The 22,312-nt window shown below is 67.6% G+C and carries 16 protein-coding genes; 6 read left to right on the forward strand and 10 right to left on the reverse strand.

Annotation, left to right across the window (positions count from 1 at the left end; genetic code table 11):
- Positions 1 to 29 precede the first annotated feature (29 nt).
- The gene (locus AC3A6B_RS23885; protein WP_487839133.1) at positions 30 to 6,602 is read right to left on the reverse strand and encodes a DUF4781 domain-containing protein; all 6,573 of its coding nucleotides are present in this window, start codon (positions 6,600 to 6,602) and stop codon (positions 30 to 32) included.
- A 72-nt stretch (positions 6,603 to 6,674) separates the two neighbouring features.
- Here AC3A6B_RS23885 and AC3A6B_RS23890 point away from each other — a divergent pair, with 72 nt between their 5' ends.
- Together AC3A6B_RS23890 and AC3A6B_RS23895 are read left to right on the forward strand one after the other, a co-directional pair.
- Positions 6,675 to 6,821 carry a hypothetical protein gene (locus AC3A6B_RS23890; RefSeq protein ID WP_487839134.1) on the forward strand — a complete coding sequence of 49 codons (147 nt, stop codon included), beginning with the start codon at positions 6,675 to 6,677 and terminating at the stop codon, positions 6,819 to 6,821.
- Positions 6,818 to 7,711, forward strand: coding sequence for an amino acid ABC transporter substrate-binding protein (locus AC3A6B_RS23895; protein WP_487839135.1), 894 nt, complete (start codon positions 6,818 to 6,820; stop codon positions 7,709 to 7,711). The genes AC3A6B_RS23890 and AC3A6B_RS23895 overlap by 4 nt, the downstream gene beginning before the upstream one ends.
- 4 nt (positions 7,712 to 7,715) lie before the next feature.
- Here AC3A6B_RS23895 and AC3A6B_RS23900 read toward each other — a convergent pair whose 3' ends face one another.
- Entirely contained in the window at positions 7,716 to 8,621 is a 906-nt protein-coding gene (locus AC3A6B_RS23900) for a LysR family transcriptional regulator (RefSeq protein WP_487839246.1), read from the reverse strand.
- 106 nt (positions 8,622 to 8,727) lie between these two features.
- Between AC3A6B_RS23900 and AC3A6B_RS23905 the strand changes: the two genes are divergently transcribed.
- The 4 genes from AC3A6B_RS23905 (at position 8,728) to AC3A6B_RS23920 (ending at position 14,114) form a co-directional block, all read left to right on the forward strand.
- Complete coding sequence (locus AC3A6B_RS23905) at positions 8,728 to 10,029, forward strand: aminotransferase class V-fold PLP-dependent enzyme (protein ID WP_487839136.1); 1,302 nt, start codon at positions 8,728 to 8,730, stop codon at positions 10,027 to 10,029.
- A gap of 63 nt (positions 10,030 to 10,092) precedes the next feature.
- Complete coding sequence (locus AC3A6B_RS23910) at positions 10,093 to 11,820, forward strand: ABC transporter permease (protein ID WP_487839137.1); 1,728 nt, start codon at positions 10,093 to 10,095, stop codon at positions 11,818 to 11,820.
- Positions 11,821 to 11,839: 19 nt separating this feature from the next.
- A complete protein-coding gene (locus tag AC3A6B_RS23915) occupies positions 11,840 to 13,138 on the forward strand; it encodes an ABC transporter ATP-binding protein (RefSeq protein ID WP_487839138.1) in 1,299 nt (432 codons plus the stop codon).
- 91 nt (positions 13,139 to 13,229) lie between these two features.
- On the forward strand, positions 13,230 to 14,114 hold the full coding sequence (locus AC3A6B_RS23920; RefSeq protein WP_487839139.1) for a DUF3014 domain-containing protein: 885 nt from the start codon (positions 13,230 to 13,232) through the stop codon (positions 14,112 to 14,114).
- 4 nt (positions 14,115 to 14,118) lie between these two features.
- Here AC3A6B_RS23920 and AC3A6B_RS23925 read toward each other — a convergent pair whose 3' ends face one another.
- From AC3A6B_RS23925 to gcvP, 8 genes are all read right to left on the reverse strand, one after another.
- A complete protein-coding gene (locus tag AC3A6B_RS23925; RefSeq protein WP_487839140.1) occupies positions 14,119 to 15,402 on the reverse strand; it encodes an RNA polymerase sigma factor in 1,284 nt (427 codons plus the stop codon).
- A 6-nt stretch (positions 15,403 to 15,408) separates the two neighbouring features.
- Entirely contained in the window at positions 15,409 to 15,816 is a 408-nt protein-coding gene (locus AC3A6B_RS23930; protein WP_487839141.1) for a YciI family protein, read from the reverse strand.
- Between the two features lie 88 nt (positions 15,817 to 15,904).
- Positions 15,905 to 16,600: a YciI family protein gene (locus AC3A6B_RS23935; RefSeq protein ID WP_487839142.1), complete on the reverse strand. Its 696-nt coding sequence runs from the start codon at positions 16,598 to 16,600 to the stop codon at positions 15,905 to 15,907.
- 48 nt (positions 16,601 to 16,648) lie between these two features.
- Positions 16,649 to 17,089, reverse strand: a complete 441-nt coding sequence (locus tag AC3A6B_RS23940) for a YciI family protein (protein WP_487839143.1) — start codon at positions 17,087 to 17,089, stop codon at positions 16,649 to 16,651.
- 11 nt (positions 17,090 to 17,100) lie between these two features.
- On the reverse strand, positions 17,101 to 17,529 hold the full coding sequence (locus tag AC3A6B_RS23945) for a YciI family protein (RefSeq protein WP_487839144.1): 429 nt from the start codon (positions 17,527 to 17,529) through the stop codon (positions 17,101 to 17,103).
- A 133-nt stretch (positions 17,530 to 17,662) separates the two neighbouring features.
- Positions 17,663 to 18,544 (reverse strand): NAD(P)H-hydrate dehydratase, encoded by an 882-nt coding sequence (locus AC3A6B_RS23950; RefSeq protein ID WP_487839145.1) that lies wholly within the window; start codon positions 18,542 to 18,544, stop codon positions 17,663 to 17,665.
- A gap of 16 nt (positions 18,545 to 18,560) precedes the next feature.
- Entirely contained in the window at positions 18,561 to 19,328 is a 768-nt protein-coding gene (locus AC3A6B_RS23955) for a histidine phosphatase family protein (protein ID WP_487839146.1), read from the reverse strand.
- A 78-nt stretch (positions 19,329 to 19,406) separates the two neighbouring features.
- Positions 19,407 to 22,301 carry an aminomethyl-transferring glycine dehydrogenase gene (gcvP, locus tag AC3A6B_RS23960; RefSeq protein ID WP_487839147.1) on the reverse strand — a complete coding sequence of 965 codons (2,895 nt, stop codon included), beginning with the start codon at positions 22,299 to 22,301 and terminating at the stop codon, positions 19,407 to 19,409.
- Positions 22,302 to 22,312 lie beyond the last annotated feature (11 nt).

Genomic DNA, 22,312 nt, shown 5'->3' on the forward strand with positions numbered 1-22,312 from the left:
TTCACAGGCCCTGGTCCTGCGCCGTCGCCTCAGCTCGAAGTTCCGGTCTGGCCGACCTTGATCTTCCAGCCGTCGATCAAGGTGTCCGGGTCTCCTTCGAGATGGGTCGCGGTGCCGTCCATCAGCCGCCGGTCGAAGCGCGGATTGAGGTTGAACAGCTGCGACAGTGCCTCGCTGGTGACGTGGTTCTTCCCGCCCTCCTGCCGAGCGGCGGCGATTTCCGTTGGCGTCAGCAATGTCTGCAGGTTGTGTTCCGAGATCCCCCGCAGCGTGGCGGTCTCGCGGCGGTCGCCGTCGACCGTGACGAAGATCGGCCTGACCGGCGGCTGCGGCGGCTGCGGCGGATGGTCTGGCGGTCTAGGCGTGCCGGGATCGTCCGGCGGCGTGGGCGATGAGGGTGTCGTCGGCGCCGGACTGCTGGGCCTCGAGGGCAGCGGCGCCACCGGCTGCTGGGCCGGCGGCGTCTTCTTGTCGTCGTCCGAAGTCAGCGCCACGATGAGATTCACCGTCGGCACGGTGGCGCCGGTCAGCAGCAGCCGGATACGGCGACGGTTGGCGGCGGACTCCGCCGAGGCGCCCAGCTTCAGGGACTCGAACAGGTTGTCGGTGTGCTGCGCAAAGCGTTTCACCACCGGCGTCTTCTGCGCCAGGCTTGCCAGCTTCTCGCCGGCGCTGTCCGGCAGCTTGTCGAGCACCTCGTTGTAGCCGCGCCCGAGCCGCTTGCCCACGCCGAACAGGCCATTGCCTTCGTAGAGGCCGGTGGGCGCCATCTTGATGCCGTAGATCGTGCCCTTGCCCTGCTGCGCGCGCAGCCAGCCGCCGTTCGACACGATGCCGTGGAACATCGTGAGGCCCGCCAGCACCGGATGTCCATTTGAAGCAAGCAGCACGCCCATGAAGGTGTAGCGGTACATGCTCGGCAGCGTCATGAAGTCGCTCGCGGTGTTCATCGACTTCGCGGCCTTCTCGCTTTCGGTCTTGGCCATCTGCCGCAGCTGCGAGTCGTCGCCGGTCTTCGTGGCTTCGGCGATGGCGTCCTTGATCTCCTTCATGCGCTTGGCCGCCTCCCCCTTGCGCAGGAGCACATGCTTGGAATAGGTGCGGTTCACCATCGGCGCCGGGTCGCCGCGTTGGTTGGCCTGATCGAGCGCGAGCTTGTCCTCGTCCATCGACTTCTGCGCCTTGAGCCTGACGCTTTCGGGCAATCGTTTCTCGGCGCCCGACCACCACTTGTCGTGCAGCCATTCCATGCGTTGCAGACGCTTGTCGAGATAGGCCTTGACGTCCGCGATCGGCACCTGGCTTTCGGGCCCGGCGTCCGAAAACTTCGTGCGCGTCCTGAGCGCGCTCAGGTAGTTCCACTGGATGCCGATGTTCGGCACGTTGCCCACCACCTCGCCGGAAAGGCCCGCTGTGCGCAGGCCGCCCTTGGCACTGTTCCATGCGTCGGGGGTGATGGCGTGCTTGATGAAGTTGTAGCTTCCGCCCAAGCCGGAATTGGTCGCAAAGCCAAGGGCCAGATACTTGAAGGACGCGCCCACGCGCGAACCCATGTGCATGGTGCTTCCGAGGGCGCCCTGCACGTCCTTCATGTTGATGAGGTTGCCCTCTTCGTTCACCATGCTTCGGACTTTTCCGTAGGCCAGTTCCGCATCCCGTGCGGCCACCAGCCTGTCGCGCGTCTCCGGGCGCAACCGTTCGAAAACGGCGAGCGCCGGAGCTTCCCCGTCACGGTAGGCATCGACCGCCTGCGCGAGCGCCTCGGGCGACGCGCTCGGGTCGCGCAGTGCGTGGCGCAGCACCTGCGCCTTCGGGATCGCGCCGACGAGGGTTCCATCCGCCATGTCGGGCAGCTTCTGCTCGGCGCCGGCCTTGATCTCGGCTTCCGAGGCCAGGCGGACAGGGAAGGTCTCGACCCGATCGTCCGGCACGCCGGATGCCTTGAGCCCCTGCTGGTAGCGCGCCGAAGCCTCGCCGAATTCGCTCAGCTGGTCGATGGCCTTCTGCTTCTTGTTCGCGATCTCGGCCGGCGACAAGCCGCGCAGCGGCGCGCGCTTGGCCACCAGTTCGACCTGCTTCACGGCGCCTGCGGCATCGCCGGTGCGCGCGAGTTCGAGCGCGTTCTCCAGCCCGCGCTTGCCGGTGTAGTAGGCGCCGCGCGTGCCGAGGCCGCGGGTCTGGTTCACCCAGGTCGCCCATGCGCCGCCGGTCACGCTATCGTAGAAGCCGCCCGCGCCGAACAGCTTCGCGGTGATGGCGCCGCCCTGGGTCGCACCGAACGCGAACAAGGCCTTGGTGGGGCCGGTGATCCTGTTCGGCGCCGCCGATTCGCGGAAGGGCTGCAGCGGATCTTCCGTCGCGTGGGCCGTGGACACGGTCTGCGGTCGCGCATTGTTCAGCTGCGGCTTGACCGCGTTTTGGATGCGAACGTAGCCGCGCGCGAATGCCGGCGAGGCGAAGCCGGCCAGGTTCAAGCCCATCATGCCGAGCTGCTTTTCGCGCTCGCCCGGCGTCATGTGCTCCCAGTGCTGTATCAGGTAGCGCGCACCCTCCTCGAAAGCCACGGCGCTGCCCACCCCCAGCGGCTTGGCCAGTGCCGCGGCGGGCTTGCCCCAGGCTTCGGCGCTTTGCGAATAGCGCACGAAATCCGCGAAATGCTTGTCGGCCGCCGCCACGTCCTTGGCCCCGCGCGCCGCCGTCGCGGCCTCGAGCGCATTGCGCGCGCGCATGGCTTGCATGGTGGCGCGGGTCGAGGCGCCGATCACCGGCACGCTCACCACCGACAAGCCCAGGTTCATCCAGTCCATGCGCGCCTGCGCGCTGGTGAAGAAGTTGATGTCCTGGCCGTGGCTGCCCTGTTTGACCAGGCTCTCGGTCGAGGTCGCGATGCCGTAGCCGGCCGCGAGCGCGGCCGCCGAGCCCGCGATGAGCATCACGCCGGGCGCAGACAGGGTGCCGAGCGAGCCCACTGTCAGCACCACGCCCGCGACCAGCCCGACGACGCCGGCCACCACGTCCAGGTGCGCCTTGCGCCTGAAGCTCTCCCAGCCCGTCTCGGTGCGCGCATCGCCGCTGAAGAGCTTGACGTTGCCGTCGGCGTCGAGCGAGAAGTTCCCGTCTTCGGGCGTCACGAGGTTGACGCCTTCCACCGGCAGGCTGTTGTTGGCGCGGTAGTCGCCGAGGCTCTTGTATTCCCAGCCCTGCTCGTCGACGTACTTCACTTCGCCGGGCCGGGCCTCGACCTTGAACAGCGCCGTCTTCACGATGCCGCCGTTCTCGCCCTCGAGCCCGTAGACCACCGGCAGCACCATCACCTTGGCCTTGTCGCCGCCGAGCTCGACGAGCTTGTCCACCGTCTTGTCCAGGACTTCCTTCTGCGCCTTGCCGAGTTTCGGAAACAGGTTCTGCGTCTGCTGCAGGCGCTCGTTGTTGGCCGGCGTCGCCGGATCGAGCTCGATGTCGGGCTTCCAGCCCAGCGCGATAGCGACCTGGTTCTCAAGCTGCGTGCGGCTCTGCATCTGCGTGAACTGGCCACCGTACTGCACGTAGTGGCTGTTGATGATGGACTGCGCCATCACCTTCGGGTCCTTCATGAAGAGCTTGTAGAGCTCGGCCCCGTCGTCGTGCTGGTCGGGCCGCAGGTTCTGGGCGATGAAGTCCTGCTCGCGCGCGCTCGCGCTCCCGGTGGCGCCGGCCACCTGGTAGCGCTTGGCGACATCGGCCTTGGCATGGGCCGCCTGCAGCGACTTCCAGGTTTCGCTGCCGGTCTCGGCCAGCGTGGGGTTGTCGCGCTTCCACTTGTCGTGCGCCGCCTGCGCGGCGCCGAGATCGCGCTTTGCGGTGTCGGTGTAGAAGCTGTTGTGCGTGTCCAGCCATTTGCCGCGCGCCGCGACCGCACTGGCGCGCGCATCGCTCTCCAGCTCGGACGGCGGCTTGGCGTAGCACACCGACTGCGCGCGGCCCGCGCGTTCGTTGGCCTCGTAGAGCTGGCGTGCGCGGTGGGCTTCCTGCCACAGGAGCACCGCGTCCACGGCGGCTCGCTCGTCCTTCGCGATGGCGAGGCGCGAATTGGCATCGTCGAGTTCGTTCTTGAGCTGGGTACGGTCGCCGGTGCCGGTGCCGTAGGCGGCCTGCGCCTTGTCGCGCGCGGTGGTCGCATCGCCGACGCTCTGGTCCACGGTCTTCTTGCGCTGCGTGAGGTCGTCGCCCAGGCGCAGCGTCGGCACCGGCTTGCCGTCGGGCCCGATCGGCGGCTGGGCATCCGGCGCGGGCGGCGCCTCGGCCCTGGCATCGGTCAAGAGCTGCTCGACCTTGCCGCGTTCGGCGCGCGCCTGCGCCAGGCGCCCGTTGCCGAACTCCGAGGACTCCCACAGCCGCGCCGCGGCGGGGTTCATCTTGTAGTCGCCCTCGCGCACGGTGAAGTTGCGCAGGTCGCCGTAGCGCTCGGACTTCTGCCAGCCGATGACCTCGGAGTCCTTCTTGATCTCGACCGTGTAGCCGCCGCCGCAGGGGTCGTAGCGCACTTCGATGTCGTCGGGTGAGAGCCCGCGCGGCAAGCCCTCGGCGCTGACCTTGCCGTCCGCGCCGGGCTTGAGATTCCAGGTCGGGTCGTAGTTCTGCGGGTAGACATCACCCGTGACCGACTGGCCGTTCTTCATGAACATCGACAGCTGCGGCTTGGCGAATGTCGTCTGGCCGTACTGGTGCTGCGCGGCATACGAGTCGCGATCGGCATCGATCAGTTCGAGCCGGGTCTCATAGTCGCGCTGGGTGAGCTTCAGCGCGTCGAGTTCGTCCTGCGCCCTGTTGCGCTGCGCTTCGGTGGCGGTGCTGCCGGGGGCAGTGAGCCTGTCGACCTCGTCGGCCTGGGCCTGGGAGTCCTTCCGCACCTGGGGCAGCTGCACCTCGCGCATCTTCTTTTCATCGGCGGGCGAGAGCTCGGGCTTCGACGCCTCGTGCTTGCGCTGCGCCTCGCGCGCCGTGTCGCGCAGGCCTTCGAGCCTGGCGTCGTCCACCGGCTTGCCCGCGGCCTGTTCGCGCTCGGCGCTGCGCAGGTCCTGCATCGCCTTCAGCGCGTTGAACTCGGCCTGCGCGGTGCGCTGCTTCTCCAGCGCCGCGCCGAGGTCCTTCGGCGCGGCCTTGGTCACCGCGTCATTGGCATCGATCAGGCGCTGGTTGATGGCGTCGGCGTTGTCGATGTAGCGCCCCGCATCGAGCTTGGGGCCGCTGCCGTCGGTGCCGCAGATCAGGTCTTCCTTGACCTTGCTCAGCGCCATGCCGGTCACGCCCTCCTGCTTCGTGGATGCCTCGCGCTTGTCGTGGGCCGCCCACAGGCGCGCGGTCGCCGGATGGAGTTCGGTCTTCTTGTCGCCATCGACGTAGCAGTACTTGCCGTCGACCGCCTGGACCTTCTTGCCTTCCTCGCTGTTCGGCTTGGCCCAGAAGGCGGGGTCGTAGCCCTCGGCCTTGGCAGTCTTCGTGGACTTCCTGTCGCCGTCGTGCTCGGTCACCGTGTAGGTGCCGGGCTGCTGCTGCGCCTCGGCGTTCCACGCGCCTTCCGCAGCGGTGTACTCGATCTCGCTGTCGCTGCGATCGAGCCCGGCGGCCTCGTCGTCGCGCAGGGCGTGCATGTAGCGCTGCCCGTCCTGCGCCTCGCGCAGCGCGGTCTCGGCCGCGCCGATCTTGGCGGCGTCGCCGCCGGCGACGGCGCGGTCGTACTTCGCGCTCAGGTTCTTGACTTCGAGGTCGGCCACGCGGGCGTTGTAGTCCGCATTGACCGAGCCGACGATGTTGGTCTTGGGGTTGCCGGGGTCGGAGGGGTCGCTGGTGCCGAAGGCCTTGACGAGTCCGTCAAGCTTCGCATCGGCCTGGTTCGCCAGGCTGCGCAGCCGTGCGGCCTCGTCCTTGGCGTTCTGCTTGGCGGTGATGAGGGTGTCGTTGCCGCCGGGGAGGTCTCCGAAGCTTGCCGCGTAGGTCTCGGCCTTGACGGCCGCAGCATCGGCATCGCTTGCTGCGGTGCTTGCATCGGCGACCTGCTTCCTGCCCGAGCGGTTGACGCCGTACTGCTCGCTGCGCAACTGCCGGATCGCCGGGGTCTCGGCCTTCACGCCGCTCTGCGCCTTGTCGACGTGGTCGCCCATCGCCTTCGGGTCGAACACGCCGCCCGCATCGATGGCCTTGTTGATCTTCGCGGCTTCGTGGTCGATGGCGGCGTTCGGATTCTTGCCTTCGGCCTGCGCCTTCAGGCCCGCGCTGCGCATGTCCTGCTGCGCGGCCTCCAGCCAGTCGCTGACCGCGACGTCGAGCGCGCCTTTCTGCTCCTTCGTGCCGTCGCCGCCCTGCGCCTGCGCATCGAACACCGGCTTCGCGGCCTTCTGCGCCTTTTCGAGCAAGGCCTGTGTGCTGGCGCCCGCGTCGGCCTTCTTGCGCGCATCCTCGGCCAGCTTCCTGGCTTCATCCGCGCGCCTCCTGGCCTCCTCGGCGGCCCTGCGCGCGGCTTCCTCGGCTTGGCGCCGCTGCTCTTCGGCGGCTCTGTCTGCCGCTGCATGATCGATGGCTGCCTGCTGCGACGGGCTGGGCGATGCGGAGACGGATGCGAGCATGAGCGTTCTGTTGGATGGGTTGATTCAGGTGCCGATTCGCTCCAAAGAATGGTTGAGAAGGATGACAGCCACATGGCCGTCGAACGACGAGAACTCGTAGTGCTTGCGCCTATCCGATCACTTTATGGCTTCCAAGTCGATGAAAATAAATCGCTTTTGGAAACCGGTGACCGCTTCGAGAATCTGCAGCAACGCAACCTTCCCGAAAGCTTCAGATGAAATTTCGACTCTCCTTGGCGCTTGGCCTCGGCGCCGCGCTGCTGTGCTCGACGGCGCTGGCTCAAAACGACACGCTGAGCAAGATCAAGGCGAGCGGAAGCATCTCGATCGGCGGCCGCGACAGCCAGATCCCGTTCTCTTACAAGCCCACCGGCGGCGGCGACCCGGTCGGCTTCACCAACGACATCTGCCTGAAGATCGTGGATGCGATCAAGGCCAGGCTCGGCATGCCCAATCTGGAAGTGCGCTACACGATCCTGACCTCGACCAACCGCATCCCGCTGCTGACGAACGGCACCGTCGACCTCGACTGCGCGACCACCACCAACACGGTCCAGCGGCAGCAGCAGGTGGCTTTCGCGCCGAGCCATTTCGTCACCAGCATCACGGCGGCCGTGAAGAAGGATTCAGGCATCAACTCGTTGGCCGAGTTGAACGGCAAGACGGTCTCGACCGTCTCCGGCAGCACCGGCGTTCAACTTTTGCGTGCCTATCGCAAATCCGGAAACATCGATGTTCAGGAACTGGCCGCAAAAGACACCGCAGACGGATTCCTGCTTCTCGCATCCGATCGCACGGTGGCCTACATCCTCGACGACGTGCAGCTAGCGGGCCTGATCGCCACGTCGCCGAAGCCGGGCGACTTCAAGATCCTCACCGCGGAATCGCTGCGCCAGGAACCCTACGGCATCATGTACCGCAAGGATGATCCGCAGTTCAAGGAACTGGTGGACAAGACGGTGACCGACCTGATGAAGTCGGGCGCCATCGAGCAGATCTATGCTAAGTGGTTCATGAAGCCGATCCCGCCGACCAACGCGAATCTCAACTTTCCGATGACCGAGGCGGTGAAGGAAATCTACAAGAACCCCAACAACAAGGGCGTGTGAGACCTCAGCCCTTGACGGCCTGAAACATCCGGGTGAAGTCGCAGCACGACTGCGCCAGCATGATGATCGATGCCAGCAGCGAACTCCGGTGCTCGCCCTTGTACATCGCGACGTAGGTGACGGGCGGCAGGGCGGGCGTCACCTTGATGAGCGCCAGCGATCCTTCTTCCAGCATCTGGCGCACCGCTTCCTTGGGCAGGTAGCTCACGCCCAGGCCGGAGATCGTCAATCCGATCAAGGCCACCAGGTTGTGGATGACGATGGGGTTCGAAGGCTGGACACCCAGGTCCTTCATCCAGCTGTCGTAGAGCAGACCCGTCCCGGACTTGACGCCCTGGATCAGCATGCGGTGGCTCGCGAGTTCGTGCACGCGGATCGGCTTGCCGCTCTTGACGAGGCCCGGCTTGCACATCCAGGCGCTTTCGACCTTGCCGATCGCCTTCTTGGGAATGCGCGTATCGGCGAATGCATCGGGCACGACGATCAGGTCCAGTTCGTCTGCGAGCACCTTCTCGCGCAGGTTGACGCTGCTGTCCACGTCCGGCTCGAGGGTGACCTTGGGGTAGTGCTCCTGGATCAGCTCGACCCAGCGCGGCAGCCAGGTCATCGCCGTGAGCTCGGTGACGCCGATGCGAACGCGGCGTTCGATCACGTCGACCCGGCTGAACTGCTCGACCGCGGCGTCGCGCTGATCGAGCAGCTTCCTGGCCAGCACGAACATCTCCTCGCCCTTGTCGGTGAGGCGCGCGGAGCGCTGGCTGCGATCGAACAGCTCGGTGTCGAACACCATCTCGAGTTCGTGGACCCGCTTGGACACCGCCGACTGCGAGGTGTGCAGCTTGTGTGCGGCCAGCGCGAAGCTGCCCAGTTCGCCGATCCAGTAAAGCGCCTCGAGCTGCTTGAAAGTCATCATGGTTGAGGCCTCTTTTTCTCATTGAATCGTATCCAAAAATATCGCTTTTGGAAATCTTTCACCGCTTCGAAAATCAACTCTTGCCGAACCATGGAACACCAGAATGAACATCGCTGAAGGCGAACTCTTTTCCGACGCATTGATGAAGGAGGTGAAGAGCCGCTTCCATTACGTCGACCACGACATGAACGGCCGCGAGCGCCTCTTCTTCGACAACGCGGGCGGGTCCTTCCGATTGAAGGCCGCGGTCGACCAGTTCGCCCGCATCGACGCCTTGCCGGATTGCCCGGAGCGCATCCACGAACTCGCGGTCTTTCTGCAGCAGGTCCAGGCCAGGGGAACGGAAGACCTGCGCACGATCCTGAACGCCAGGGGCGGCAGCGTCTACGCCTCCCTCACGGCCTCGGGCGGAATGTTCGACATGATCCGCGCGGTCGCCGAGAACGTTCCCGGCACGAACATGGTGACCACCGTGCTCGAGCATCCGTCTTCCTTCGACGCCATGTCGCTCTACGCCGAGCGCACGGGCAAGGAGCTCCGGGTCGCGAGGTCGAACCCTGCCACCGGCGGGATCGATGTGGAAGAGATCGTCCGCCTGGTCGACGAAAACACCGCCTTGCTGAGCGTGATCTATGCGTCCAACATCTCCGGTGCCAAGCTCGACATCCACGAGATCGTGAAGCGGGCGCGCGCCGTCAAGCCGGACCTCTACATCGTGGTGGACGCCGTGCAGCACGCGCCGCACGGCCTGATCGATCTGCAAAAGACGCCGGTGGACGCCATCAACATCGCGCCCTACAAGTTCTTCGGCTGCAGGGGATCGGGCATGTCGTGGCTGTCGGAACGCGCGTCGGTCCTGCCGCACCACAAGCTGGCCGGCAAGAAGAAGGACTTCTGGGACCTGGGCAGCGCCGCACCCTGGCAGTTCGCCGTCGTGACCGAGATCGTGAACTACGTGTGCTGGCTCGGCGGCCAGCTCATCGCGAGCGACGACCGGCGCACCCTGTTCGCGAGCGGCATTCAACGCATCGAACTGCACGAACGCGCGCTGCTTGCGCGCATGCTCAACGGCAGCGAGGGCGTTGCCGGCCTGCGCCGGATGAACGGCGTGAAGGTATTCCTCGACCACGAAGACCTGACGAAGCGCGACCTGATCCTGGCCATCGGCATCGAGCATCTCGAGCACGCCCAGGCCGTGCGCGAGTACGAGAAGCGCGGCGTCATCGTCTATGAACGCGTGGCCACCAGCCTGTACTCGAAGCGGATGCTGCATTCCTTCGGCCTCGAAGGGGCCGTGCGCGTCTCGCCGCTGCATTGCAATTCGGCCGCGGACATCGACCGCTTCCTGAAAATCACGATCGAGATCAGCAAGGCATTTGGTCAGGTTCGCGCAGGGCTTGCATAGCCACAATGGCGGCCCGCCGCGGACCCGGGTCTGCGAACAGCAGACCTGCGCCCGTGCCGCCTCATGCTCGACAAACGTTTTTTCCCGCGCCAGGCCGTGGCCTCCGGCGCCAACCGCTGGGACTGGGCCCTGCTGCCGCTGGTGCTGGCGCTGCTGTTCGCGCTGGCCTGGGGCGGCTCGCAGATGGCGCGGCCCTACGAGCTGGGAGAGGCGCTGCCGATCAGCCTCGACCCGTGGATGCTGCCGTACTACCTGCTGCGCACCACCTTGCGCATGTTCCTGGCGCTGGGTGCATCGCTGATCTTCAGCTGCGTCTTTGCCGCGCTGGCCGCCAAGTACCGCGCGGCGGAGCGGGTGCTGGTGCCGGTGCTCGACATCCTGCAGTCCATTCCGATCCTCGGCTTCCTGTCGATCACCGTCACCGGCTTCATCGCGCTCTTTCCAGGCAACCTGCTCGGCGTGGAGTGCGCGGCGATCTTCGCCATCTTCACCTCGCAAGCCTGGAACATGGCCTTCAGCCTGTACCAGTCGCTGCGCACCGTGCCGGCGGAACTGCGCGAGGCGGCGGCGGTGTTCCAGCTCTCGGGCTGGCAGCGCTTCTGGCGCCTCGAGCTGCCGTTCGCGATGCCGGGACTGCTGTGGAATATGATGATGTCGATGTCCGGCGGCTGGTTCTTCGTGGTCGCCTCCGAGGCCATCTCGGTGTCGAACCAGAACATCAAGCTGCCGGGCGTGGGCTCCTACATCGCGATGGCGATCGAGGCGCGCGACCTGGGCGCCATCGGCTGGGCCATCGGCGGCATGCTGGTCGGCATCGTGCTCTACGACCAGCTGTTCTTCCGTCCGCTGATCGCCTGGGCCGACAAGTTCCGCTTCGAGGAAGGCGGCGGCGAGGATGCACCGCGCTCGTGGCTTTTGACCTGGCTGCGCCGCACCGACCGACTCAAGCGCATCGGGCTGAGTTTCGTGCGCTTGCTCGAACGCTCGCTGATGCTTTTCAGGCGCGACCATGACGGCACCTCGATCAAGGCCCGCCCGCGCCCGCCCAACCCTGCCGTGGCGCGCGTGTGGGACGCCACGCTGGCCGCGGCCGTGCTGGTGGCGGCCGCCTGGCTCGTGCGCTTCATCCACACCGAGGTCGGCTGGTCCGAAGTCGTGCATGTGTTCGTGCTGGGGCTCTACACGCTGGCGCGCGTTCTGGTGCTGATCGCGCTGGCGGCGCTGGTCTGGGTGCCGGTCGGCATCTGGGTCGGCATGAATCCGCGCTGGGCCGGGCGGCTGCAGGGCGTGGCGCAGTTCCTGGCCGCGTTTCCGGCCAACCTGATGTTCCCGGTGGCGGTGCTGTTCATCGTGCGCTGGCACCTGAATCCGAACATCTGGCTGGCGCCGCTGATGGTGCTGGGCACGCAGTGGTACCTGCTCTTCAACGTGATCGCGGGCGCGTCGAGCGTGCCGACCGAGCTGCGCTATGCAGCCAGGAACCTGGGCCTCGGCGGCTGGCTGCGCTGGCGGCGCTATCTGCTGCCGGCCGTGTTCCCGAGCTTCGTCACCGGCGCCATCACTGCCAGCGGCGGCTCGTGGAACGCCAGCATCGTGGCCGAGTACGTGACCTGGGGCGACACCACGCTGCAGGCCGTGGGCCTGGGCAGCTACATCGCGCACATGACGGCCATCGGCGATTTCCCGCGCATCGCCTTGGGCATCGGCGTGATGTGCGTGTTCGTGATGGGCATGAACCATTTCGTCTGGCGCCGGCTCTACGAACTGGCCGAGAACCGGATGCATTTCTGATCTGCAAGGAGGAAGAACCATGGCCGAAGCCATCGTCGAACTGAAGGGCGTTCGCAAATCCTTCCGCTCCGCCGACGGCGCCGCGCGCCCGGTGCTCGAAGGCGTGGACTTCCGCCTCGCCGAAGGCGAGATCGTCGCGCTGCTGGGCCAGTCGGGCTCGGGCAAGTCGACGCTGCTGCGCATCCTGGCGGGCCTGATCGGCGTGGACGGCGGCGGCGTGCGCTACCGGGGCCAGCCGCTGTACGGGCCGGCGCGCGGCATCGCGATGGTGTTCCAGTCCTTTGCGCTGTTCCCGTGGCTTACGGTGCAGCAGAACGTGGAGCTGGGGCTGGAGGCGCGCGGCGTCGAGCCGGCCGAACGTGCGCGGCGTGCCGCTGCCGCGATCGAACTGATCGGCCTCGCGGGCTTCGAGGGCGCCTTGCCGCGCGAGCTCTCGGGCGGGATGCGCCAGCGCGTGGGCATCGCGCGCGCCCTCGTGGTCGAGCCCGAGGTGCTGCTGATGGACGAGGCCTTCTCCGCGCTCGACGTGCTGACCGGCGAACGCCTGCGCGACGACATCCTGCAGCTGTGGGACGGCGGCGCCATGCCGACCAAGGCGATGCTCGTCGTCTCGCACAACATCGAGGAAGCGGTGCTCATGGCCGACCGGGTGCTGATCTTCGCCAGCGACCCGGGCCGCGTGCGCGCCGAGCTGCCCATTGCATTGCCGCGGCCGCGCGACGGCGACAGCCTGGAGGTGCGCGCGCTGATCGACGAGGTCTATACGCTCATGACCGGCGCCGGCGCCGCCGCGCATGCCCGCGAAGAGCCGCGGCACATGCACCTGGGCGACCGGCTGCCCGACGCCGACGTGGGCCGCATGGAGGCCCTGCTCGAGATGCTGGTCGACCACGGCCGGCAAGGCCGCGCCGACTTGCCGCAACTGGCGGAAGAAGCCGGCCTGACCGACCACGCACTGCTGCCGCTGGCCCAGGCGCTGGCCATGCTCGGCTTCGCGCAATTGGCCGACGCCGACCTGCACCTCACGCCGCTGGGTCAGCGCTACGTGGAGGGTGCGCACACCTTGCGCCAGCAGCTCTTCGGCCAGCAACTGCTGGCCCAAGTGCCGCTGGCCGCGCACGTTCGCCACAGCCTGGAGCAGGCCCCATCCGGGGAATTGCCCGAGGAGCCGTTCCTGCAATTGCTGAAGGAGAGCCTGGACGTGGTGGAAGCCGAACGCGTGCTGCGCACCGCGATCGAATGGGGCCGCTACGGCGAGGTGTTCGAGTACGACTTCCACACCGGCCTGATCCACTTGCCGGAGGGCGGCGAGTCCTAGACCTCGGCGTTCACATGACGTTACCAGTGCGGTGGCTGCCGCTGGGCACGAATGGCGTCCAATGACGGGGCTCATGAAAGGAGATGCTTCCATGCCCGAACGCGAGAGCGCAGATTTCAGGCCCGCACGCGAAACCTCGCTGTGGATCGTTGTCGTCCTCGTCGTGCTGGCGCTGGGCGCCGGCGCGGTCTGGTGGCGCTGGTCGAAGCAACAGGCCGCACCGGCCGAAACGCCGCCGGTCGCCGCGGCGCCGCAGCCGGATGCGCCGGCACCGGCCGCGCCACCGCCGGCCGCATCCACCGCGCCGCAGCATCCGGTCGACGCCGCCGCCGACGCGGACCTGCCCAAGCTCGACGATGCCGATGCGAAGGTGCGCTCGGCGCTCACCGTGCTGCTCGGCGACAAGGCCGTCGCGTCCTTCCTGCACGTCGACGGTTTCGTGCGCCGCTTCGTCGCCACGGTCGACAACCTGCCGCGGGACCAGGCAGCCGCGCGCATATGGCCGGTTCAGCGCACGCCCAAGCGCTTCGAGGTCAGCGGCAGCGGGGAGGCGCGGACCATCAGCCTCGACAACGGCGCGCGCTACACGCCTTTCGTGCTGTTCGTCGAATCGGTGAACACGCAGCGCGCGGCGGCGCTCTACGTCAAGCTCTACCCGCTGTTCCAGCAGGCGTACGAAGAACAAGGCTACCCGGGCCGCTACTTCAACGACCGGCTGGTGGCGGTGATCGACCACCTGCTGCAGGCACCCGAGCCCGCCGGGCCGCTGGCGGTGAAGCTGGTCGAGTACAAGGGCGACGAACCTTCCGGCCGGCCTTCGACGCACTACGAATTCGTCGACCCGAGGCTCGAGAACCTCTCGGCCGGCCAGAAGGCGCTGATCCGCACCGGCCTGGTCAACGAACGCCGGCTCAAGGCGAAGCTGCGCGAACTGCGCGGCCAGATCGCCGGCGGCGCGCTGGCGAAGAAGAACTAGAGAACTAGGACGGGCTGCCCGAACAGGCCAGCGCCCGCAGCAGGAGCAGCTTGCGCTCGCGCGCGTTGCGCGTGAGCGATGCCGCGAGCTTGAACTCCGCGCAGGCCTCGGCCTTGCGGCCCAGCTTGGCGAGCAGGTCTCCGCGCACGCTCGGCAGCAGGTGGTAGCCCTTGAGCCGCGGCTCGTCGCGCAGCGCATCGACCAGCTCCAGCCCCACGGCCGGGCCGAATGCCATCGAGAGCGCGACCGCGCGATTGAGCTCCACGATGGGCGAGGGCGCGAGCTGCGATAGTGCCTCGTAGAGCGCTGCGATGCGCGTCCAGTCGGTGTCCTGCGCGGCGCGTGCGCGCGCGTGGCAGGCGGCGATCGCGGCCTGCAGCGCGTAAGGCCCCAGCGCGCCGCCCAGGGCCTCGGCGCGTGCCAGCGCCGCGAAGCCGCGGCGGATCAGCAACTGGTCCCAGCGCGCGCGGTTCTGCTCGAGCAGCAGCACCGGTTCGCCCGCGGCATCGACGCGCGCGGCCGAGCGCGAGGCCTGGATTTCCATCAGCGCGACCAGGCCGTGCACCTCCGGTTCGTCCGGCACGAGCTCGGCCAGGATGCGGCCCAGGCGCAGCGCTTCCTCGCACAGCGCGGGGCGCATCCAGTCGTCGCCGGCGGTGGCCGAGTAGCCTTCGTTGAACACCAGGTAGATCACTTCCAGCACCGAGGCAAGGCGCGCCGCGAGTTCGTCCGCACGCGGTGCCTCGAAGGGCACGCGGGCGGCGGCCAGCGTGCGCTTGGCGCGCACGATGCGCTGCGCGATGGTCGGCTCCGGCACGAGGAAGGAGCGCGCGATCTCGTCGGTGGCGAGGCCGCCGATCATGCGCAGGGTCAGCGCCACACGGGCCTCGGGCGAGAGCACAGGATGGCAGGCGGTGAACACCAGGCGCAGCAGGTCGTCGCCGACATCGTCGTCGAGTGCGGCATCGACCGCCTCGGCGAAATCCGCCGCCGCCATCTCGTGCTGCGCATCGATCTCGCGGCTGATCTCGCCTTCCTTGCTCGCATGCAGCTTGCGCCGGCGCAGCAGGTCGAGCGCGCGGTGCTTGGCGGCGGTCATCAGCCAGGCGGCCGGATTGTCGGGAATGCCGTCGCGCGGCCATTGCTCCAGTGCGGCGACCAGCGCGTCCTGTGCCAGCTCCTCGGCCACGCCGACATCGCGCACCATGCGCGCGAGTGCGCCGATGATCTTCGCCGACTCGATGCGCCAGACGGCGTTGATGGTGCGGTGAATGTCCGGCGCGCTCATCGGTGGTCAGCGCTTCTGCAGCTCGTTAAACCCTTCGGCCGCCTTCTGCACATCGGGCGGGAAGTCCTCCATCTCCTGCACTTGGCGGATCTCGATGGTCTCGTTCTCCGAGCCCGGGCAGCGCGAGGCCCAGGCAATCGCCTCTTCCTTCGACTTCACGTCGATCATCCAGTAGCCGCCCAGGACCTCCTTGGCCTCGGCGAAGGGGCCGTCCGTCACCTTGGGCTTGCCGCCGGGGAAGCTGACTCGGGCGCCCTCGGAGGGCGGACGCAGGCCGTCGAGCGTGATCAGCACGCCGGCGTCCTTCAGTGCCTTGTTGTATTTCATCATCGCCTCGACCGCCTTCGCGTCGGGCATGGTGCCGGGGGGCGCGCTCTCGTAGCCCTTGGGGATCATCAGCATCATGAATCGCATGTCAGTCACTCCTTGAAAGGGTTGTGAGCCGAAGAATGCCGGCTCCACATGAACGTCGAACGACGAGCGCCGGAATCGACAGCGCGCTTCAGATTTCCTGGACCGGCCGAATCTCGACTTCAGGCCGTTCCTGCGCGTAGGGATAGCGATGGACCCAGGCGATCGCCTCGTCCAGCGAATCGGCCTGGATCAGCCAATAGCCCGCGACCAGTTCCTTCGCCTCTGCGAAAGGCCCGTCCATCACGCTCGTCCTGCCGCCTGCGAACCTCACGCGCGCGCTCCTGGCGGTCGAGCGAAGTCCGTCGCCCGCGAGCAGCATGCCGGACTTCACGCCTTCGTCATTGCGCTGCGCCATCGCCGCCAGCCGCACCGGGTCGTTGGGCGCTTCTGCCTCGGTGGCCGCATCGGCTTTCACCAGGATCAGGAAGCGCGGCTTGGTCGCAGCGGCCGACGGGTCGATGCCGGGCAGGCCGCCTGCGCAGCCGGTTTCGCGGATCTCGAATTCGGCGTCTGTATCGCCGACCGGCGCGTCTCGCAGCCAGTCGATCGCCGCCTGCTGCGAGTCGGCCTCCACGATGCTGAGGCCGGCGACCACCTGCTTCGATTCGGTGAACGGACCTGCGGTCTGTCGAGGCCCTTCGTCCGAGAAGCTGATGCGCACGCCCGAGGCGCTGGGCTGCAGCTCGGCGCTTTCGTGCAGCACGATGCCGGGCGCGGGGCGAAGAGGAGGAATAAGGCCGGCCTCGCCATGCGGGCCGGCTTTGCGCAGGATCACGTATCTCATCCGAGCAGTCCTTTTCGAGGAGCCGCAAGGATATAGCGTCGAGGTCCCTCAGTGGCCGGACGAGGCGCGCTTCTCGGCCGCTTCGCGCAGCCACTCCTCGTGCTTGCGCATCTCGGGCGTGAACTCGGCGCCGAAGTCCTCGGCCTCGTAGACCTGCCGGATCTCGATCTCGACGTTGCCGCCGCCGTCGATCGGCGGCCAGCGCTTGACCCACTCGATCGCCTCCTCGCGCGACTTCACCTCGATCAGGCTGAAGCCGGCGATCAGCTCCTTGGCCTCGGCGAAGGGGCCGTCGATCACCGCCGGCTTGCCGTTGCTGAACTTGACGCGCGCGCCCTTGACGCTGGGCTGCAGACCCATGCCGTCGAGCATCACGCCGGCCTTGATCATCTCCTCGTTGTACTTGAGCATGTCGGTGACCAGCTGCTCGGTCGGCATCACGCCGGCCTCGGTGTCCGGGTCGGCCTTGCGAATGACCATGAATTTCATTGCCGATCTCCTCAGGAGGCCTTGCGGTTCTTTTCCGCTTCGGCCATCAGTCGCTTTTCCTGCTCGCGAAGTTCGGGCGTGAACTCGGCACCGAAGTCCTCCATCTCGAAGACCTGGCGCAGCTCGACCTCTTCGTTGTCGGTGAAGGGAGCGCGCTTGAGCCATTCGATCGCTTCGTCCTTCGAGCGGACCTGCCACAGCCAGTAGCCGGCGATCAGCTCCTTGGATTCGCTGAAGGGCCCGTCGATCACGGTGCGCTGCTTGCCTTCGAAGCGCACCCGCGCGCCCTTCGAGCTGGGCTGCAGTCCCTCGCCGGCCAGCATGACACCGGCCTTCACGAGCTCTTCGTTGTACTTGCCCATCGCGGTGAGCATCTGCTCGGTGGGCATCACGCCGGCTTCGGAATCCTTGTTGGCTTTCACAATGACCATGAATCGCATGTCGTTTCTCCTGAAAAAAGGTTGGGGTGGGGTCGAGCTTTTCGTCGGCTCTGTCAGGACGTCGAAGCAGCGAAGCCCGGATCGACATCTCCTGCCGACTCAATTTGTAAGTATTTATTTCATCTTCGGCTGCTCAGCGTTTGCCGATCGACTCGATCAGCGCCGGCACCTCGGTCGCCAGCTCGCGCGCGAGATAGCCCAGGGGGCCGAAACGGCCGGCCAGCGCATCGCCTGCACGCGCATGCACCAGCACGCCCCAGGCGGCCGCCTGCACCAGCGGCAGGCCGCGGGCCGCGAAGCCACCGATCAGGCCGGCCAGCGTGTCGCCCGATCCGGAGGTCGCGAGACCCGGCGAGCCGCCGTCGAAGCGCCAGGCGCGGCCATCGGGCTGCACGATGAAGGTGGTGGCGCCTTTTTGCACGATGCAGGCGTTCCAGCGCCGGGCGGCTTCGCGCGCCACGAGGAGCGGGTTCTGGGCGACCGCATCCTTGGCCAAGCCGCTCAGGTGGGCCATCTCGCCGGCGTGCGGCGTCAGCAGCAGCGGCTGGTCGAAGGCGCCGTCGCGCACCACTGCCATCGCGACCGCGTCGAGCACGATCGCGCTGTCGCGAAACAGCGCAAGCAGCCGGCGCACGAAAGCTGCGCTGCGCTTCTCGTCGCGCATGCCCGGACCGAGCACCACGGCGGTCGTGCTTTCGGCCAGCGGTGCCAGCGCCTCGCAGCCGCGCGCATCGAAGCCGCCGCCGCGCGTCTCCGGCAAGGCGATGACGCGCGATTCGGGAATCGCCAGCGCCAGTCCTTGCGCGATGCAGCGCGGCGCGGCGATGGTGAGCTTGCCGGCGCCGGCGCGCAGTGCCGCGGTGCCGGCGAGCAGGGCCGCGCCGGGCGTCTCGCCGCTGCCCGCGACCACCAGCACGCGCCCGCGGCTTTCCTTGTCGGCATCGTCGCCCGGATCGGGCAGCGGCCACCGCGCCAGCGTGGCCTCGGTCAGGGCTGCGGCACGGGAGCTTGCCATGGCGCGGGCTGGGCGCTCAGGGCTTGGGCGCGGCAGGCTCGTCGGGCGCGCTGGTCACAGGCGTGGCCGCCTCGCGCAGCGGTGCGAGGAAGTTCACGAGGTCGAGCCGCATGACGGCATCTTCGTCCTGCTGCCGCTCGGCGCGGTAGGAGGTGACGGCGCAGTTGGGCACGTCGCCCTGGCGATCGATCTCGAGGATCTTCTGCTCGTCCATCTGTTCGAGCAGGTAGCGCATGCAGTTGACGGTGACCTGGTGCGCCACCACCAGCACGCGCCGGTCGGCGTATTCGCGCGTCACCATCTCGAGCAGGCTGCGCAGCCTGAGGATCACGTCGCACCAGCTTTCGCCGCCGGGCGGGCGGAAGTAGAACTTGCCCACGTGCACGCGCTGTTCGTTCAGCTCGGGATGCTTCTGCCGGATGCCGAGCTTGGTGAGGCGGTCGAGGATTCCGAATTCCTTCTCGCGCAGGCGCTCGTCGACACGCAGCTTGGCCACGCTATCGGACAGCCGGCTGCTCTCGGCGACGAGGCGTGCGGTCTCGCGGGCACGCAGGTAGGTCGAACACAAGATCACCTCGGGCTGCTCGTCGGCCGGCAGCTTCGCGAACCATTCGCCCAGTGCGACGGACTGCGCCACGCCGAGCTCCGACAGCGGCACGTCGATGTCGCGCCAAGCCAGGTCGATCATCGCCAGGCCGCCGGCTTCCGCGGCGTCGCGCGCCACATTGCCGGCGCTCTGACCGTGGCGCACGATCCAGAGGGTTTGCGGCCAGTTGGATTGCATGGGAGCGCCGATGATAGGAAGCGCTCCCGGCCCGGGCCGTAGGCCGAGGCCTATTCGCCGGGCGCGCCGCGGGCCTCTTCAGGCGTACTCGCCCACCGGCACGCAGCTGCAGAACAGGTTGCGGTCGCCGTAGACATTGTCGACGCGGCCGATCGGCGGCCAGTACTTGGCCTCCTTCAGCGTGGCGAGCGGAAAGGCGCCGAGCTCGCGTGAGTAGGGATGCGTCCATTCGCTCACCAGCAGGCTGGCGGCGGTATGCGGCGCATGCTTGAGCGGGTTGTCGTCCTTCGGCCAGACGCCTTCCTCGATGCGGCGGATCTCGCCGCGGATCGCGATCATCGCGTCGATGAAGCGGTCGAGCTCGGCCAGCGGCTCGCTCTCGGTCGGCTCCACCATCAGCGTGCCGGGCACCGGAAAGCTCAGCGTCGGTGCGTGGAAGCCGTAGTCGATCAGGCGCTTGGCCACGTCTTCGGCCGTCACGCCGCTCGTGTCCTTGAGCGGGCGCAGGTCGAGAATGCATTCGTGCGCCACGTGGCCGTTGGGGCTCGCGTAGAGCGTGGGGTAGTGTTCCTTGAGGCGGGAGCTGATGTAGTTGGCGCTGAGGATCGCGATCTCGGTGGCGGCCTGCAGGCCGACCGCACCCATCATGCGGCAGTACATCCAGCTGATCGGCAGCACCGCGGCATTGCCCAGCGGCGCGGCGGACACGGCGCCGACGCCGTTGGACGCGACGCCCGCCGTCGCATGCCCCGGCAGATAAGGCACGAGATCTTCGACCACGCACACCGGCCCGACGCCCGGGCCGCCGCCGCCGTGCGGGATGCAGAAGGTCTTGTGCAGGTTCAGGTGGCTCACGTCGCCGCCGAACTCGCCGGGCGCGGCCACGCCGACCAGCGCGTTCATGTTGGCGCCGTCCACGTAAACGCGGCCGCCGTGCGCATGCACGATCTCGCAGAGTTCCTTGACGCGGGTCTCGAACACGCCGTGCGTGCTGGGATAGGTGATCATCACCGCCGCCAGCTTGTCGCCGTGCTTCTCGCAGGCGCGCTGCAGGTCGTCCATGTCGACGTTGCCTTGCGCGTCGCAGGCCGTCACCACCACCTGCATGCCCACCATCTGCGCGCTGGCCGGATTGGTGCCGTGCGCGGAGGAGGGGATCAGGCAGATGTTGCGATGCCCTTCGCCCTTGGCCTCGTGGAAGGCCTTGATCGCCAGCAGCCCCGCGTATTCGCCCTGCGAACCGGCATTGGGCTGCAGGCTGATGCCGGCGTAGCCGGTCGCTTCGCAGAGCCAGGCGCGCAGCTGGGCGTCGAGCAGGGCGTAGCCCTGCAGCTGATCGGCCGGCGCGAAGGGATGGATGTTCGCGAACTCGGGCCAGGTGATCGGGATCATCTCGCTGGTCGCGTTGAGCTTCATGGTGCAGCTGCCGAGCGGGATCATGCTTCGGTCCAGCGCCAGGTCCTTGTCGGAGAGGCTGCGGATGTAGCGCAGCATCGCGGTCTCGCTCTTGTGGGTGTTGAACACCGGGTGCGTGAGGAAGGCGCTGGTGCGGCGCAGGTCCTCGGGGATGCGCGGCACGATGCTGCCGGCGAGCTCGTCGAAGCGCGGCATCGGCGTGCCGGCAGGCACGAACAGCGCCCACAGCGTCTCGATGTCGACGCGCGTGGTGGTCTCGTCGAGCGAAATGCCCAGGTGGTGCTGCAGGCGCTGGCGCAGGTTGATGCTGGCCGCCTGCGCGCGCTCCTGGATCTTCGGCGTGTCATCGCCGGTCTTGACGGTGAGCGAGTCGAAGGCGGTTTCGTTGACCAGCTCGCGGCCCATCTGTTCGAGGCCTTGCGCCAGCACCGCGGTGAGCGCGGCCACGCGCTGCGCGATGCGCGTCAGGCCCTGGGGCCCGTGGTAGACCGCATACATGCTCGCGACCACAGCGGGCAGCACCTGCGCAGTGCAGATGTTCGACGTCGCCTTCTCGCGCCGGATGTGCTGCTCGCGCGTCTGCAGCGCGAGCCGGTAGGCCGGCTGGCCGTGCGTGTCCACGCTCACGCCGACCAGGCGGCCGGGCAGCGAGCGCTTGAACTCGTCGCGGCAGGCCAGGTAGGCCGCGTGCGGGCCGCCGTTGCACATCGGCATGCCGAAGCGCTGCGTGGTGCCGCAGACGATGTCGGCATCCCACTCGCCGGGCGGCGCCAGCAGCGTGAGCGCCAGCAGGTCGGCCGCGACGCAGAAGGCAGCGTCGCAGGCGTGGGCGTGGCCGGCGAGCGGGCGCAGGTCGTGCACGTGGCCGGTGGTCGAGGGGTACTGCGCGAGCACGCCGAAGAAATCGCCGCTGGTCATCAGGTGCGGCAGCGTCTCGGACACGGTGCTGACCTTGACCTCGATACCGAGCGGCGCCGCGCGTGTCCTGATGACCTCGATGGTCTGCGGGTGGCAGTCGCCCGAGACCAGGAACACGTTGCTCTTGCTCTTGACGCTGCGCTTGGCGAGCGTCATCGCCTCGGCCGCCGCGGTGGCCTCGTCCAGCATCGAGGCGTTGGCGATGGCCATGCCCGTGAGGTCGCACACCATGGTCTGGAAGTTGACCAGCGCCTCCATGCGGCCCTGCGAAATCTCGGCCTGGTAGGGCGTGTAGGCGGTGTACCAGGCCGGGTTCTCGAGCACATTGCGCAGGATCACGCCGGGCGTGTGGGTGCCGTAGTAGCCCTGGCCGATGTAGCTCTTCGCCACCTTGTTCTTCGCCGCGATGGCCTTGAGCTCGGCCAGCGCGTCGGCCTCGGTCACCGATGCCGGCAGGCGCATCGGCCTGGTGCGGCGGATGGCCGGCGGCACGATGCCGTCGATCAGTTCGGCGCGCGTGGTCGAGCCGACGGCGGCGAGCATGCGCGCTTCGTCGGCGGCTTCGATGCCGATATGGCGGGCGATGAATTCCTCGGCGTTTTCCAGTTCGCCGAGGGAGGGCAGGGACGACTTCGGCATTGGCGTTTCAG

The organism is Variovorax sp. Soil_C_33 (assembly GCF_057656935.1).

Bases quoted from the DNA above. Each gene is read 5' to 3' on its own strand.
- AC3A6B_RS23895 (WP_487839135.1), top strand. From the start codon at position 6,818: ATGAAATTTCGACTCTCCTTGGCGCTTGGCCTCGGCGCCGCGCTGCTG.
- AC3A6B_RS23900 (WP_487839246.1), bottom strand. From the start codon at position 8,621: ATGACTTTCAAGCAGCTCGAGGCGCTTTACTGGATCGGCGAACTGGGC.
- AC3A6B_RS23945 (WP_487839144.1), bottom strand. From the start codon at position 17,529: ATGCGATTCATGGTCATTGTGAAAGCCAACAAGGATTCCGAAGCCGGC.
- AC3A6B_RS23905 (WP_487839136.1), top strand. From the start codon at position 8,728: ATGAACATCGCTGAAGGCGAACTCTTTTCCGACGCATTGATGAAGGAG.
- AC3A6B_RS23890 (WP_487839134.1), top strand. From the start codon at position 6,675: ATGGCCGTCGAACGACGAGAACTCGTAGTGCTTGCGCCTATCCGATCA.
- AC3A6B_RS23920 (WP_487839139.1), top strand. From the start codon at position 13,230: ATGCCCGAACGCGAGAGCGCAGATTTCAGGCCCGCACGCGAAACCTCG.
- AC3A6B_RS23935 (WP_487839142.1), bottom strand. From the start codon at position 16,600: ATGAGATACGTGATCCTGCGCAAAGCCGGCCCGCATGGCGAGGCCGGC.
- AC3A6B_RS23925 (WP_487839140.1), bottom strand. From the start codon at position 15,402: ATGAGCGCGCCGGACATTCACCGCACCATCAACGCCGTCTGGCGCATC.
- AC3A6B_RS23885 (WP_487839133.1), bottom strand. From the start codon at position 6,602: ATGCTCGCATCCGTCTCCGCATCGCCCAGCCCGTCGCAGCAGGCAGCC.
- AC3A6B_RS23930 (WP_487839141.1), bottom strand. From the start codon at position 15,816: ATGCGATTCATGATGCTGATGATCCCCAAGGGCTACGAGAGCGCGCCC.
- gcvP (WP_487839147.1), bottom strand. From the start codon at position 22,301: ATGCCGAAGTCGTCCCTGCCCTCCCTCGGCGAACTGGAAAACGCCGAG.
- AC3A6B_RS23940 (WP_487839143.1), bottom strand. From the start codon at position 17,089: ATGAAATTCATGGTCATTCGCAAGGCCGACCCGGACACCGAGGCCGGC.
- AC3A6B_RS23955 (WP_487839146.1), bottom strand. From the start codon at position 19,328: ATGCAATCCAACTGGCCGCAAACCCTCTGGATCGTGCGCCACGGTCAG.
- AC3A6B_RS23910 (WP_487839137.1), top strand. From the start codon at position 10,093: ATGCTCGACAAACGTTTTTTCCCGCGCCAGGCCGTGGCCTCCGGCGCC.
- AC3A6B_RS23915 (WP_487839138.1), top strand. From the start codon at position 11,840: ATGGCCGAAGCCATCGTCGAACTGAAGGGCGTTCGCAAATCCTTCCGC.
- AC3A6B_RS23950 (WP_487839145.1), bottom strand. From the start codon at position 18,544: ATGGCAAGCTCCCGTGCCGCAGCCCTGACCGAGGCCACGCTGGCGCGG.